Below are 13,586 nucleotides of genomic sequence, written 5' to 3' on the forward strand. Positions count from 1 at the left end.
AAATTGACACGACGTAACTAAGGTTGATCAGGCGGTAAAACACGATTTTATGTGGTGGATGTATGCATTGCTTTCCGCGCTTTTTGCCGCTCTAACAGCGATACTGGCTAAAATTGGCATAAAAGGCGTAAATACGGATTTGGCAACTGCCATTCGTACCGTTGTGATCCTGTTTGTGGCCTGGGGAATTGTGTTTTTTCGCGGAGGGATTGAATCACTGCCAGCCTTGACTCGACAAAACTGGATTTTTCTGATTCTATCGGGTGTAGCAACCGGCTTGTCCTGGATCTTTTACTTTAAGGCGCTACAACTTGGCAAGGTATCGCAGGTAGCCCCGGTCGATAAACTGAGCGTGGCGATCGCGATACTTCTGTCCGTCCTTATACTGGGAGAAGTACTGACCTGGAAAGCAGCTATAGGGGCAGCTCTGATTATTGCCGGTACACTGGTATTGATTTTATAACATCATGAAACACTTGTGTTTGGCTCCCTAAAGGCTAAACAAGTGTAGCTACTATGTTAAAAATGGCCCATTTTTGACTTTCAATATTGGATGTTTAGCCAATGAAACCAATGCACACCTGGCCTGATACGTGTATCCAGCAGTTACTCAGTATTGAGTTGCCAATTTTACTGGCGCCAATGGCCGGGGCGGGTGCATCCGATCTGGCCATTGCTGAAGCCGGTGGCCTTAGGTCGCTTCCCTGCGCCATAGAGTAGTATCGGCTGAAATTGCGGTTTACTAACCAGTTACGTACAATCTATTCCTTCCTGTGTTTTATGAACTTGTCATCGTCGTTTTGTTTGATTCTGATTAGTACCACGCTGGCTGCTCACGCTCAAAGCTGGCAACCCGTAACCACTCAAAATACCTGTTCTACCCGTCATGAAAATGCGGCTGCCCTCATTGGCGACAGTCTCTATGCGGTGGGCGGCCGGGGTATTAAACCCTTAGAAGCACTTAATCTAAAAACGCTGCTTTGGCAGACATTACCTACGCCCCCGCTGGAAATGAATCACTTTCAGGCCATCAACTACAATGGTGAACTTTATGTGATGGGCGCATTTCGGGGGCAATACCCGCACGAAACGCCAATTCCGAACATATACATTTACAGCCCGAAACAGGGGGCCTGGCGAATGGGGCCAGAAATCCCGAAAGAGCGGCTACGAGGTTCGGCAGGGGTAGTGGTGTATAAAAACAAAATATATATGGCCTGCGGAATTATCGACGGTCATTACGATGGGCATGTGGCCTGGCTGGATGAATATGATCCGAAAACGAATACCTGGAAACGATTACCCGATGCCCCCCGCACCCGAGACCATATTAGTGCAGCTGTTGTCGATGATAAATTGTATCTGGCGGGTGGTCGTAACTCAACGGCGCGGATCAACAAAGTGCTGGAAACAACCATTGCCGAAGTGGACGTCTACGATTTCAAAACCGGGAAATGGAGTACGTTGCCCGCCACTTCCAATATTCCAACCCAACGGGCTGGTAGTACAGCCGTAACCCAAGGGGGTAAAGTTTGGGTTATCGGGGGAGAAACCGTACAACTTCTGGCACATAACGAAGCCGAAGCACTTGATCCCAAAACAAATCAGTGGACAAAAGGGCCAACATTGAAACAAGGGCGGCATGGTACCCAGGCAGTAGTCTACAAAGGACAAATTTATATCGTGGCTGGGTCAGCTAATCATGGCGGAGGCCCTGAGTTGAACACGGTTGAAGTGATGAAATAGCTAATTGCACGCCGATGACGCAGATACAGCGGATTGCCGCAGTTATAATTGATACTGAAACTGCGATAGCCGCTGTATCTGCGTGCCAATTTTTAAATTTCACTTCCTAATGAAACAATTACTACGTGTACTATTAATTTGCCTGAGCGTACAATCGGCTGCAACAGCCCAGACTCAAAAATCAGCAGTCCACCAGGAGTGGGTGCAGCTTTTCAATGGAAAAGATCTCAAGAATTGGGACATTAAAATTGCCGGTCTACCCCTGAATGATAATTACAAAAACACCTTTCGGGTTGAGAACGGGATTCTGCGCATTGCCTATGATCAGTACAAAACCTTCGATGGTAAATACGGGCACATGTACTACAACAAGCCCTATTCATATTATCGGGTGCGGTTTACGTATCGATTTGTGGGCAACCAAACGCCCGGTGGAGATACCTGGAATGTGCGAAATAGTGGCGTAATGGTGCACTCGCAATCGGCGGCAAGTTGTTCAATTGGGCAGACATTTCCTGTTTCGCTTGAACTGCAATTGCTGGGTGGGCTAGGCAAAGGGCCGCGTCATACGGGGAACCTGTGCACGCCCGGTACTCAGGTATACATGAGTGGTAAACTCAAGCCCGAACATTGCATTGATTCAGACTCTAAAACCTACGATGGTGACCAATGGGTAACCGCCGAAGCCATTGTATTAGGCGATTCTATTGTTCATCATATCGTGGAGGGAGATACCGTACTCACTTACGAGCGACCTGAAGTAGGAGGGGGCTTCGTAAATGAAGGACACGATTGGAAAATAGCCCACATCGATAACGCCGACTATTGGATTAGTCGGGCCAATACACCCCTTGGCGAGGGTTATATTGCCTTGCAGGCCGAGAGCCATGCTATTGATTTTAAGAAGGTAGAAGTGCTTGATTTAAAAGGTTGCACTGATCCTAAGGCGCTGAATTATAAGTCGTACTTTGTAAAATCAGATAATACACAGTGTAGGTATAAGAAGCAGTAAATGAAAAAAAATATGGTGTCTATCTACGAAAAAATTAAACGACAACCTTGAATGAAGCGAGTAACCGCCATTGACGTAACACGCGGTTTGGTGATGGTGATCATGGCCCTGGACCATGTTCGAGATCTGCTCCATACGTCCGCACTAACCCAAAACCCTACTGATCTAGCAACCACGACGCCAGCTATTTTTCTGACCCGATGGATTACGCATTTGTGCGCACCGACCTTTGTGTTTTTGTCGGGTACCTCAGCCTATCTGTCACTCAGAAAACGGAATGATGGATCGGCCCGGCAGTTTTTACGGAAGCGAGGACTGGTGTTACTGCTACTCGAACTTACGATTATCAATTTCGCTTTTTGGTTCGATATTCATTTTCATTCCCTCATGCTACAGGTTATCTACGCCATTGGGGGCGGGTTGATCATCCTCTCGTGGGTAGCCAAATTGCCTGTTAAATGGATCGCGATTATCGGATTGGTCATTGTGTTTGGGCATAATATTCTGCAACTCGTGCCAACATTTGCCGACCCAGCCACTCGTTTGGGTTGGGCGTTATTTTTCCGAACTGATTTTTTTTCAGTTGGCCCTTCGTTTGCCCTTTTGGTGGGCTATCCATTGATTCCCTGGCTGGGTATTATGCTCGTTGGCTTTGCCTGCGGGTCATTGATGGAGCAACCTATTGACGATCGAAAACCACTCTTATTCCGCATCGGTTTGGGGGCATTGGTTTTGTTTGTGCTCCTGCGCTTCCTGAACCTCTACGGTGACCCGGCCCCTTGGGCTGCCCAGAAAGATGGCTTGTTTACCTTTCTGTCCTTCATGAACGTGACCAAATACCCACCATCACTGCTGTATGACTTGGCGACGCTTGGGTTGATGCTGGTATTTTTTTCAGTAATAGATGGAGTAAGCAACACCTTCACCCGATGGATGACGGTATATGGCAAAGTGCCTATGTTCTACTATATTTTGCACTGGTACCTGGTGCATATATCCATGCTCGTCATGAGTTTCCTGCAAGGCTATTCATTTGCCGATATACCCTCTGGACCACTGAATTTTGGCCGTCCCGAGGGAGCAGGCATCTCACTGGGTGGCGTGTATGCTGTTTGGTTTGGTCTGGTGCTTCTGTTATACCCAGCGTGTAAGTGGTATGGCCGTTATAAAGCCGAACACCCCGAAATAGGCTGGCTTCGGTACGTATGATGGGTTGATAATCAGTAGTTTGTATTAACGTAAAATAGGTTGGGACCATGTTAAATCGATTTGCGAATCAGGTAGCTATAGTAACAGGCGGTGCTGAAGGTATTGGTAGAGCAATTGCGAAACGAATTGCATCTGAAGGAGCTACAGTTGCTTTATTCGATATAAACCATGTTCAACTCGAGCGGACTGTGGCTGATTTCACCAAACAGGGATTCGCGGTAACGGGCCACGTTGTCGATATTTCGCATGAAAGTTCGGTTGAACAAGCTATTCAAACCGTAGTTGACACCTTGGGACGGTTAGACGTTATTGTCAATTCGGCGGGTATTGTGGGGCCAACCAGTACTAAAATCACAGACTATTCGGTGGCCGATTATGACCGGGTATACCATACTAATTTGCGGGGCGCTTTCTTGATGTCAAAGTATGGGATTAAGGTTATGGAAAAGAGCAATTATGGCCGTATTCTGCATTTAGCCTCTATTGCCGGGAAAGAAGGGAATCCATTTATGACAGGCTATTCATCAATGAAAGCGGGCGTCATTGGACTTGTGAAAGGCATTGGAAAAGAGTATGCCGAAACAGGAATCACCGTGAACGGTTTGGCACCCGCGGTAATTAAAACGGCTATGAACGAGAATACTGCACCCGAACAGTTAGCCTATATGACGGCCAAGATACCCATGAAACGGTTGGGTACCGTAGAGGAAGTAGCCGCCATGGCTGCCTGGATTGTATCGGAAGAGGCTAGTTTTACCACTGGCTTTATCTTCGATTTATCGGGTGGGCGAGCTACGTATTAAAAAATTGTAGCCTTCTATTCATAAATCGAATTGCGTCACTCGCGCTCTCTAAACCGGCATTCCGCCGGTTTCTTTTTTGTCGCTTAGTGGGAATCAGTAGTTTTGTTTGTAAACCTAATGTACCGTGCTATGTCCTATAACCTAACGACTTCGCAAAAATGGCAACTCGCCCTGAGCGTGTTCGTTATTTACTGGCCCATCCGATTGTACGTCAACGGTGCGACCTTTGAATGGCTGTTTTCAGGGCGTAACGTCCCGTTCTGGGTCTTCGAAATTATCCTGATAATCCTGTTTTTATACGTCTGGATTATCGTAACGGAATGGCTGCAACAGCGGTTCGTTAGCCGATTCGGAGATGGTTTTTTTATTGAATTCAAGATTCCTGCTCAAATTGCTACCTTATTGATTGCCAGTGCACTAGCGCTCGTGTTTAACATGGGATTTACCATGCTATGGCATGGTTTAGACGATGTGCTGGCCCAACGATTAGGATTTTATCAGGAACAGGAAACCCGGCAACCACGGCCTCAGGGACCACCCCGCTCAGCCGAAGATCGGCGTAGAAGTCGCGAACAGCGCAGACGGGTCAACAACGGTCTGACAGTGATGTCCATGATATCGGCCTTTTATCTGGCTGCCAACCGACGGGCCAACCGAAGGCTGGAGGATGTACAGGTACGCGCTGAACGATTGGAAAAAGAGAACGTGCAGGCCCAGTTTGCGGCCCTCAAAAGCCAGGTAAACCCGCATTTTCTGTTTAATAGCCTGAGTATATTGTCGTCACTGGTTCATGCTGATGCTGACTTATCCGAAAAATTCATCGACCAGCTATCGAGGGCGTACCGCTATATTCTGGAGCAGAAAGATAATGAGCGAGTCTTGCTTAAAACCGAACTTGAGTTTATTCAGGCGTATCGCTTTTTATTGAATATTCGCTTCGAAAATAAGTTCGACGTACTAATTAATGTGCCTGAGGCCGACCAGACCCGGTACAGTATTGCACCACTAACCTTACAACTTTTGGTGGAAAATGCGGTGAAACACAACCGAATGTCGGCAAAAGAACCCCTGAAGGTTCATATTAAACTCGATGCCGACTGTCTGGTTGTTGAGAACAATCTGCAAACTCGCCCTAAGTCAGAGAACTCAACTGGCGTGGGATTGGAAAATATCATTACACGGTATGCGCTCCTTACCGATCAGCCTGTATGGGTTGGCGAAAGCGATGGCCTTTTTGTCGTGAAGATTCCATTATTAGTGTCGTGAGTAGACTGAGTGAACTAAGTGTAGTAAGATCAGCTATATAACCCGGTTTACTTCACGAATTAACTTACTCCACCCACTTTACTTAGTTTACTAAGAATATGAACGTAGTCATTATCGAAGACGAAAACCTGACGGCCAAACGGCTCGAAAGTTTACTTCATAAATATGATCCGACCATTACAGTACTGGCCCGGATTCCATCAGTAGCCGAAGCGGTGACGTGGTTTAGTGAATCAGACCAGCCTGTTGATCTGATCTTTATGGACATTCACCTGGAAGATGATCTGGGCTTCCGCATTTTCGAGCAAACGCAGGTTACTACGCCAGTAATCTTTACTACAGCCTATGACGAGTACATGATTCAGGCGTTTAAGGTCAATAGTATCGACTATCTGCTGAAACCTATCAATTACGATGAGTTAGTGGCGGCTATCAAAAAATTCAAAGCGCTTAAGAAGCAGTTCGGGCAGAATACATCCTCATCGCACGACATTGAAACCCTGCTTAACCTGATTGGCAAATCGAAGCAGACGGATTATAAAGACCGATTTATGATTACAGTCGGCACAAAAATTCGTAGCATCGAAACCACTGATGTCGCTTACTTTTATCTGGAAGAAAAGGTCGTTTTTTTGGTAACCAAAGACGGGTTGACCTTACCTGTTGATTACAGTTTAGATAAGCTAACCCAACTATTAAATCCCCGTCAATTTTTCCGAATCAGCCGCCAGTTTTTGATATCACTGCCCGCCATCCAAACCATTCACACCTTCTCGGCCGGTAAACTTAAGCTGGATTTGCAACCCAAATCACGCCAGGAAGTCTTCGTTAGTGGCGACCGTATGACCGAGTTCAAAGAATGGCTGGGGAAGTAGATGAATTTTTTGACCCGCTCAAATACTGTAAATCTTAACCCGTATTTTATATTTACAATAGTTGAGGTGAGCAATTTCCTGCAAAATACCTTCTGGAGCTAACTGCCGACAGGCCAACTAGAGACCTTGTTGGCTCTTGCCACTTAGAGAAAATCACTCATTGCGTGAACGATAATGCAAAACTAAAAATGGCTGATAACCTGCCAGTTATAGTTCCGCTATGTTGCGTATAATAGCATGTTGGGTGAACCAAACATGATGGGAGTCAAAGGCGGGTTATCGGCGACAGGGTTCACGGCTCAACATGTGAGCTTTAGGCTCGTTGGCCGGGTTGCGGTTGACAAGCATAAAGCCTGAGTTAGTCAACTTTGGCAAGCGTAGGTGGGTTGCGGTCGACAGGCCAACCGCCCCAGCATTTAAGCTTGGGTAAAAGCTACAATAGAGGGCTAAATTAATGCCAAGGTTGTTGTAATATTGTGTTATACGCTACAATAGAATGAAAACACTGACTGTCAACGATAAGGACTACGCCAAAGCTCTAAAGCTGTTGATTGAAAACGGCATTCAAACTGAGCCAGAACCCGAAGTTATGATTCCACTTCTGCGCAAGAGTAACGCTAAATCTGGCGAGACTCCTGCCGCTTTCGGTGGTATTTGGGCTAGTGATGAACGTACTATGGCATCAATCCGGGCGAAAGCATAGCCAAAAAGAAGATAATCCTGTGCGATTCTAACGTATTATTTGACTATTTCCGAGGAGTTCCCTTGATGGTTCAGGAATTGGATGAGCTTGGTTTTGACCGTCTGTTTCTGAGTGTAATTTCAGAAGCGGAAATGTATGTGGGTATGAAACGTAGCGAAAAACGTAAAACGGTCGAAACTATCAACAAGTTTAACGTGATTGGTTTGGACGCTGAAATCTCGCGTCGACTACTCAATCTGACTTGGGAGCATTAAACGACCGGGCATAGCCGACATGATTATCGCAGCAACCGCGTTAACCTATCCGGTTGAATTGTTCACCTTTAACAAAAAAGATTTCGATTTTGTGGAGGGCATCACTTTTTACCGTCCTAAGTACAAACATCAATACGGCCCTGAATCTGCGTAAATCAGCTCTCCGGAGACAGGACGCTCGTCCCGAAGTCAAGATTCGACAGCCCAACCTTCCATATGTGTAAAGGCTCCTGTGCCCACCATCATCCCTTGTGGATGTTGGGTGCAACCAATAGCCAGTGCTTGCATGTCAGCGTTTAGGGGACAGTTTGAACCTCCTGGTTAGGCAGCTTTGGGCCTTACATTCAAAAGGTGCATGGTAATAAGAACTCCTTTGAAATTCTACTAAAATCAGTTCATTGAGAGCCCTTCAATAAAGCCGGTTTGGATAAAAGTTACAGATAGATCACTTGAGATAATAAGGTTTTGTTAGTCATTTTCGACAACTTGCTCTCTCATGTTTACTTGAGCCTATAAGCATTCTTCTCATCACAAGATTATTTTCTGATTTAAGCCGTGGAGAGAAATACGACTATTAAATTGCCCTCCGGGCGAGTTGGGGCCTTTTTAAAGCGCCTTCAGCAGTTAGCCTGGTTCGAATTATTCGAAAAGTGGTTTGGTGTTGGTGTAAAATTGTTGTGGATTACCCTCTTTATCGCGTTTAGCGTTTACCTCAAAAGAGAGTACAGGAGAAATATTTTCTACGTACAGGATTTTAAAGTGCCTCCCGCCTGGATAGAGCAGGGGTACAGCGGAGAGGTTGTTAAACAAGCCATTCTGGATGAGATTGACACCATTATGAATGGTGTGTATGCCAGTGGTAACTCAATGAGTGGCAGTAATGAGGACAACACCGAATTGTTAAATGAGCTTACCGTTGAGGGGTTTAATCTCAGAGCTGTCACCAAATCTATTCTGGCCCTCTTAGGCAAGAAAGATAAAAGCATCGGTGGCTACGTCACGCTCAGTGACTCTACCCAAACTGTAGCGATCCAGGTTACAAACGAGATTACACAGCAATTGTCCATCAAACGAAATGAACCAGCCCAATACCTAATTCATAAAGCTGCTATGGAAATTATGAAGGTGCGATCGCCAAAAGCCTTGATTTACTATTATATGGTAAAGAAAGATACCGACATGGTGAATAAGGTATACAGTTATCTGAAAAAACGCCGAGGGTTGATGGACGATTATTATTTCTACATGACCTCGGCTGCCGTTGCCTTAAATAGCCTGGATTATGAGGAAGCAATGGCCTGGTCGGATAGTGCGGCAAAGAAGTTTCCGAATGATAAATTAACATATTACATCCAGGCCGAAATCTATATGACCCGGATTTACAACGCCAAAGCCGATTCCGCGACCACCCGAACCTACAAACGGTTATTCGTCGAGAATATGCGTAAAGTCAGCGAGCCGGGCCTATCCGACCAGACTGACAATCTGGCTCAGACAGCCAATCAGTATTTACTTGGGTTCTATGCCCGGGAAAATGATTTAAAATCTTTTTCCGGCCTCGTAGAGCGAACCCATATGGAACAGACGCTGAATGCACCCCTGAACAACGCCCTGGCGTATGCTTACATGAGTCAGAAGAAGTATAAGAAAGCAGAAGAAGCCCTGCACAAAGCCGTTTCTCAGGCGGGCCATGTTGGCGACTATTGGGACTCACTGGCTGAATTATACAGCATACAGGGCAAAGATTCATTGGCCGTTGTAAGTCTGGTAAAGGCGTTAAAATCCCCGCAAAAATCAGAAGCGGTATCAGCGAAGGCGTATCAGACAGATACTCGCTGGCAGCGATTACGAAAGCGGCCGGATTTTCAGCAGGCAGTTCACCTTTGATAGGTAGATTGTCGGGCGACAGGCCAAATTGGAGTGCGAGAAACGCACCCAAAGTTTTAGATTTTTCTTACCGTAATCATTAGTATGTTTTCAAGTAAAAACTACTCTAAAATGACACATGACGAATTAGTGTCAGAAGAGAAGAAAATGCAATCACAAAAAATTCCATTTGCTGTGTTTATCGGTCTTATAGTTGGTATTGCTGTTTGGTCGGCGACACATAAAGGTGGATTTTTCCTGACTATTGGTTTACTGATTTTTGCTACTCTGATGGGCTCCAGATATTCAAAAAACCTGAAGAGCATCCAAGCAGAAATAAGTCGTAGGGATACCGTTCGTTGATTCGATCTGCGTGTCTCAACTAGTACAAAATCATTAGCTGACTGTTACACGGTTCGTTATTCGGCAGATACAGTAGCCATTTGACAGAATAATATTCTTCATACTCAGTTTGGCGGACAGTCATTCGACAACTTAAATACTGCAAAATTTATCTGCTCCACCTAGCTGGATTTGGGCTCTTATCTCTTTTGCTACTTATTGTTCAACCGTTTTTATCAACCCTCATGACCGAATATCAAACACCCAAAGATCGTGCGTATACGAACACCTTACTGAATGCGGCTCCCAAAGAGGCAGCTGCCTTCATGAACCTTAAACATACCGCCGAACGAACCGATGGGGTCATTCCCATTAAGTATCGGGAGTTAATGTCGGTGGCTGTAGCCTTAACGACCCAGTGTGCCTATTGTATTGAATCCCACATCAACAATGCCGTACAGGCGGGTGCTACGAGAGAAGAGATTGCCGAAACGGTCTTTATCGCAGCCGCGCTCCGGGCGGGCGGAGCGGTGGGAACTGGCCTGCTGGCGATGCGTCTTTTTGAGGAAGCTAGCCCGGCCAGCAAATAAGCAAATCGATTTCTAATGTATCAAACGCCTGCTTAGATACGGACTGAAATGAGCTATGTGGCTGTTTGGCAGTGTTTTATAAAAAATAACCCTTTCCCTGGAACTATACTCTTACTGAACCTTTACCTGCCGCTGCCGGATGCAAGCGGCCCCATACAGGGCTTGACGAAAGATAATGGCGATACAACATATCGCCATTATCTTTCGTGTACTTGTTAATCGTCACTCTCATCTTGCGGCTTTCCTTTTGTTGGCTGTTCCTGCTCTCTGTCAAGCGCTTTCTCTGCTTCGGTTTGCTCTCGTGAGAGTTCACGGAAAAGGTCTTGCTGCTGCTGTTCAAGATCTTTCTGTTCTGCCCGTCTTGTTTCTTCTAGTTCATTATTGTCAGACATACCTATAGATTTTTAATACCCATTTGAATAAATTAAAACAAGTTAATGTATTTCTAGTGGGATAAGTGATAAAATTCCAACGTGTTGTCTAGCTCAGATTTTGGCTAGGGATTACAAGCAGAAAGTCAACATCGTGAACTTACCTCTTGCAGGTTGTAACGTATTATTCAGCGCCGAAGTAGAAATTGAAATTTTGTCTCTACGCCTTGATCATTAATCGTTCCTGGAGTCCACCGGGGCATTGAAGCGCCCACCCGTGCCACTTCTTTTTTCAACGTTGGATCAGCGTCATAGGTTGGGATTAGCTCAATGACTTTACCCGTTCCATCAAGGGTAGCCGTTAGCCAAGTCTTCCGACCTATTTTAATGGAGCTTTCGGCTTCTTCTAGCTGAGTAAGGACAAATGCATTTAATTTATCTTCCCCACCTGGGAAAGAAGGTGGAGACTGCGTTTTAATGGAGATAGGGCCTGTGGTATTAAAGGTAATAAGTGGCTTCCCGCCATTAATTCCACTCTGAGCGCATAAATCTGGACCTGTAGCTGACAAAAATAAAATAGCCAGAAAAATGAGCCGGGATAAGTTTGAAAGAGTCTTCATGGTCTTTTTTCGTGAAGATGCAACGAGAGATGAATTGGTTGCACACCAGCGCAAAATCTTACTCCAAGCGTGTTAAGAATACTGAAAATGTACTAGTTAAGGTGCAGGCCCCAACGGACAGTTTACGGCCCAACAAGTTAAGTGGCTGGGGAAGTAAAGTAGTTCGACCCATAAGCCGTACCTTTGTCAGATGGATAATACCGAAAAGCCTCGCCGACAACGCGGTCAACGTACCGATAGTAAATTCACTGTATCGGAGCCCGCCCAACTGATGGCGTTTTTGATTGAACAACTTCCCCACAAAAACCGGAATAATATCAAGTCGCTACTAAGTAACAAGCAGATTCTGATTGACGGTAAAGTATATACACAGTTTAATCACCCGCTTCGGGAGGGGCAGGTTGTAACGGTTGCCGCCAACCGGGCACCCCAAACAACTCAATATCGGGGACTGACCATTCTCTACGAAGACCCAAGTATTATTGTCATTAACAAGCAGGCTGGTCTGCTTTCTATGGCTACCAATAAAGAGCGGGATCGGACAGCGTATGGTATTCTGAGCGACTACCTTAAGAAAGAGAATCCCACTAACAAAATATTTATCATTCACCGACTCGACCGTGAGACATCGGGTGTAATGATGTTCGCCAAGAGTGAGAAGGTTCAGCGCCTGATGCAGGAGTCCTGGAATGCTACCACCAAGGAGCGGACGTATGTCGCGCTGGTTGAAGGGATACCGGAACCGCCAACAGGAACGATAACCTCTTTTCTACGCGAAAGCAAGGCCCTGATTGTGTATTCGAGCCAAAACCCGGATAACGGACAACTGTCGATCACAAATTACAACGTGATTAAAGCGAATAATGGTTTCGCCTTGGTAGAGCTTGAGCTGGAAACGGGCCGCAAGAACCAGATTCGGGTGCACATGCAGGACATTGGCCATCCAGTTGTTGGCGACGCCAAGTATGGAGCGACAACGAACCCAATCGGGCGACTAGGTCTGCATGCCGAAGTGCTTGCATTTGAACACCCAATCACGGGAGAATCCATGCGATTCGATGCGCCCGTGCCGAAAATATTTCTGAGTGCATTGAAGGAAAGGAATGAGGAATAAAAAGGGTTTAACCACAGAGAATAGAACGTTAATTTTAGAAAACGAATGGTGCATCTCCACGTATTTTGTCCTTTGTTTTCTCTGTTCTAGCCTTCGTTTCTCTGTGTTTTAACCCTTATTCATTACTTCACAATACGATATTTGAGCAATACCCAAATTGCTTCTATGCCATCCATCCAGGAAATCTTTTTGCCTTCGGCAATGGATCGGGGATAATAACTTATGGGGAGTTCTTTAATCCGGATACCCCGCTTAGCTACTTTAGCCGTTACTTCGGGGCAAAACTCAAAGCGGGTACAGTCAAGGGGAATAGACCGCAGAAAATGGGCATCAAATACTTTATAGCAGGTTGGCTCATCGGTAAGCCGTTGATTGAAAAGAATATTGGTCAATAAGGTAACGACCTGCCCACCTACGTAGAAACTATAATACGAATGGCGATTTTCGGGTCTCAGGAAGCGCGATCCGTACACAACTTTCTCCTTGCCTTCAACAATAGGCTTGACTAACTCCAGATAATCCTGTGGTTCATACTCTAAATCGGCATCCTGAACAATGGCGATATCGCCCTTCATGTGCTGAATGGCTGTGCGAATGGCGGCTCCTTTCCCCTGATTGTGCTCGTGTAAAATAACCTGAATATTTGGCGTGGATTTATAGGTGGCCAATCGCTCGCGGGTGCCATCCGTTGACCCATCGTCAACAATGATTATTTCTTTCGTTAACGGAACAGCTTGAACTTTCTCGATGAGGGTATCAATATTGTTAATCTCATTGTAAGCAGGAATCAGAACAGATAGCAGCATAAAGCAAAT

General features: G+C 45.7%; 17 protein-coding genes. 14 read left to right on the forward strand and 3 right to left on the reverse strand.

Annotated elements, in window-relative coordinates:
- Positions 1 to 49: 49 nt before the first annotated feature.
- From ACYVGO_RS24165 to ACYVGO_RS24225, 13 genes are all read left to right on the forward strand, one after another.
- A complete protein-coding gene (locus tag ACYVGO_RS24165; RefSeq protein ID WP_142773791.1) occupies positions 50 to 463 on the forward strand; it encodes an EamA family transporter in 414 nt (137 codons plus the stop codon).
- Between the two features lie 110 nt (positions 464 to 573).
- Complete coding sequence (locus tag ACYVGO_RS24170) at positions 574 to 720, forward strand: hypothetical protein (RefSeq protein WP_460971472.1); 147 nt, start codon at positions 574 to 576, stop codon at positions 718 to 720.
- 60 nt (positions 721 to 780) lie between these two features.
- Positions 781 to 1,746 (forward strand): Kelch repeat-containing protein, encoded by a 966-nt coding sequence (locus tag ACYVGO_RS24175; protein ID WP_142773790.1) that lies wholly within the window; start codon positions 781 to 783, stop codon positions 1,744 to 1,746.
- 109 nt (positions 1,747 to 1,855) lie between these two features.
- Complete coding sequence (locus tag ACYVGO_RS24180) at positions 1,856 to 2,758, forward strand: 3-keto-disaccharide hydrolase (RefSeq protein WP_460971473.1); 903 nt, start codon at positions 1,856 to 1,858, stop codon at positions 2,756 to 2,758.
- A 51-nt stretch (positions 2,759 to 2,809) separates the two neighbouring features.
- On the forward strand, positions 2,810 to 3,967 hold the full coding sequence (locus ACYVGO_RS24185; RefSeq protein ID WP_460971474.1) for a DUF1624 domain-containing protein: 1,158 nt from the start codon (positions 2,810 to 2,812) through the stop codon (positions 3,965 to 3,967).
- 47 nt (positions 3,968 to 4,014) lie between these two features.
- Positions 4,015 to 4,770, forward strand: a complete 756-nt coding sequence (locus ACYVGO_RS24190) for an SDR family NAD(P)-dependent oxidoreductase (RefSeq protein WP_460971475.1) — start codon at positions 4,015 to 4,017, stop codon at positions 4,768 to 4,770.
- A gap of 129 nt (positions 4,771 to 4,899) precedes the next feature.
- Positions 4,900 to 6,036, forward strand: coding sequence for a sensor histidine kinase (locus ACYVGO_RS24195; protein ID WP_460971476.1), 1,137 nt, complete (start codon positions 4,900 to 4,902; stop codon positions 6,034 to 6,036).
- Positions 6,037 to 6,134: 98 nt separating this feature from the next.
- Entirely contained in the window at positions 6,135 to 6,911 is a 777-nt protein-coding gene (locus tag ACYVGO_RS24200; protein WP_460971477.1) for a LytR/AlgR family response regulator transcription factor, read from the forward strand.
- Between the two features lie 496 nt (positions 6,912 to 7,407).
- The gene (locus tag ACYVGO_RS24205) at positions 7,408 to 7,614 is read left to right on the forward strand and encodes a hypothetical protein (protein ID WP_460971478.1); all 207 of its coding nucleotides are present in this window, start codon (positions 7,408 to 7,410) and stop codon (positions 7,612 to 7,614) included.
- A 17-nt stretch (positions 7,615 to 7,631) separates the two neighbouring features.
- Positions 7,632 to 7,868, forward strand: coding sequence for a PIN domain-containing protein (locus tag ACYVGO_RS24210; protein WP_460971515.1), 237 nt, complete (start codon positions 7,632 to 7,634; stop codon positions 7,866 to 7,868).
- 555 nt (positions 7,869 to 8,423) lie between these two features.
- The gene (locus ACYVGO_RS24215; RefSeq protein WP_460971479.1) at positions 8,424 to 9,755 is read left to right on the forward strand and encodes a tetratricopeptide repeat protein; all 1,332 of its coding nucleotides are present in this window, start codon (positions 8,424 to 8,426) and stop codon (positions 9,753 to 9,755) included.
- A gap of 111 nt (positions 9,756 to 9,866) precedes the next feature.
- A complete protein-coding gene (locus ACYVGO_RS24220) occupies positions 9,867 to 10,097 on the forward strand; it encodes a hypothetical protein (protein ID WP_460971480.1) in 231 nt (76 codons plus the stop codon).
- 224 nt (positions 10,098 to 10,321) lie between these two features.
- Positions 10,322 to 10,666 carry a carboxymuconolactone decarboxylase family protein gene (locus tag ACYVGO_RS24225; protein WP_142773780.1) on the forward strand — a complete coding sequence of 115 codons (345 nt, stop codon included), beginning with the start codon at positions 10,322 to 10,324 and terminating at the stop codon, positions 10,664 to 10,666.
- A gap of 215 nt (positions 10,667 to 10,881) precedes the next feature.
- On the opposite strand, the gene ACYVGO_RS24230 is transcribed toward ACYVGO_RS24225, so the two are convergent.
- Together ACYVGO_RS24230 and ACYVGO_RS24235 are read right to left on the reverse strand one after the other, a co-directional pair.
- Positions 10,882 to 11,058 carry a hypothetical protein gene (locus ACYVGO_RS24230; RefSeq protein ID WP_460971481.1) on the reverse strand — a complete coding sequence of 59 codons (177 nt, stop codon included), beginning with the start codon at positions 11,056 to 11,058 and terminating at the stop codon, positions 10,882 to 10,884.
- 167 nt (positions 11,059 to 11,225) lie between these two features.
- Positions 11,226 to 11,657: a hypothetical protein gene (locus ACYVGO_RS24235; protein ID WP_460971482.1), complete on the reverse strand. Its 432-nt coding sequence runs from the start codon at positions 11,655 to 11,657 to the stop codon at positions 11,226 to 11,228.
- A 190-nt stretch (positions 11,658 to 11,847) separates the two neighbouring features.
- On the opposite strand from ACYVGO_RS24235, the gene ACYVGO_RS24240 reads away from it, so the two are divergent.
- Positions 11,848 to 12,771 (forward strand): RluA family pseudouridine synthase, encoded by a 924-nt coding sequence (locus tag ACYVGO_RS24240; RefSeq protein ID WP_460971483.1) that lies wholly within the window; start codon positions 11,848 to 11,850, stop codon positions 12,769 to 12,771.
- A gap of 122 nt (positions 12,772 to 12,893) precedes the next feature.
- On the opposite strand, the gene ACYVGO_RS24245 is transcribed toward ACYVGO_RS24240, so the two are convergent.
- Positions 12,894 to 13,577: a glycosyltransferase family 2 protein gene (locus ACYVGO_RS24245; RefSeq protein WP_142773777.1), complete on the reverse strand. Its 684-nt coding sequence runs from the start codon at positions 13,575 to 13,577 to the stop codon at positions 12,894 to 12,896.
- Positions 13,578 to 13,586: the final 9 nt, after the last annotated feature.

It is taken from the genome of Spirosoma migulaei (genome assembly GCF_054776855.1).

Excerpts from the sequence above, each read along its gene's own strand:
- ACYVGO_RS24200 (WP_460971477.1), top strand. The coding sequence starts at position 6,135 with ATGAACGTAGTCATTATCGAAGACGAAAACCTGACGGCCAAACGGCTC.
- ACYVGO_RS24175 (WP_142773790.1), top strand. The coding sequence starts at position 781 with ATGAACTTGTCATCGTCGTTTTGTTTGATTCTGATTAGTACCACGCTG.
- ACYVGO_RS24185 (WP_460971474.1), top strand. The coding sequence starts at position 2,810 with ATGAAGCGAGTAACCGCCATTGACGTAACACGCGGTTTGGTGATGGTG.
- ACYVGO_RS24235 (WP_460971482.1), bottom strand. The coding sequence starts at position 11,657 with ATGAAGACTCTTTCAAACTTATCCCGGCTCATTTTTCTGGCTATTTTA.
- ACYVGO_RS24220 (WP_460971480.1), top strand. The coding sequence starts at position 9,867 with ATGACACATGACGAATTAGTGTCAGAAGAGAAGAAAATGCAATCACAA.
- ACYVGO_RS24245 (WP_142773777.1), bottom strand. The coding sequence starts at position 13,577 with ATGCTGCTATCTGTTCTGATTCCTGCTTACAATGAGATTAACAATATT.
- ACYVGO_RS24225 (WP_142773780.1), top strand. The coding sequence starts at position 10,322 with ATGACCGAATATCAAACACCCAAAGATCGTGCGTATACGAACACCTTA.
- ACYVGO_RS24170 (WP_460971472.1), top strand. The coding sequence starts at position 574 with ATGCACACCTGGCCTGATACGTGTATCCAGCAGTTACTCAGTATTGAG.
- ACYVGO_RS24240 (WP_460971483.1), top strand. The coding sequence starts at position 11,848 with ATGGATAATACCGAAAAGCCTCGCCGACAACGCGGTCAACGTACCGAT.
- ACYVGO_RS24205 (WP_460971478.1), top strand. The coding sequence starts at position 7,408 with ATGAAAACACTGACTGTCAACGATAAGGACTACGCCAAAGCTCTAAAG.
- ACYVGO_RS24165 (WP_142773791.1), top strand. The coding sequence starts at position 50 with ATGTGGTGGATGTATGCATTGCTTTCCGCGCTTTTTGCCGCTCTAACA.
- ACYVGO_RS24230 (WP_460971481.1), bottom strand. The coding sequence starts at position 11,058 with ATGTCTGACAATAATGAACTAGAAGAAACAAGACGGGCAGAACAGAAA.
- ACYVGO_RS24195 (WP_460971476.1), top strand. The coding sequence starts at position 4,900 with ATGTCCTATAACCTAACGACTTCGCAAAAATGGCAACTCGCCCTGAGC.
- ACYVGO_RS24190 (WP_460971475.1), top strand. The coding sequence starts at position 4,015 with ATGTTAAATCGATTTGCGAATCAGGTAGCTATAGTAACAGGCGGTGCT.
- ACYVGO_RS24180 (WP_460971473.1), top strand. The coding sequence starts at position 1,856 with ATGAAACAATTACTACGTGTACTATTAATTTGCCTGAGCGTACAATCG.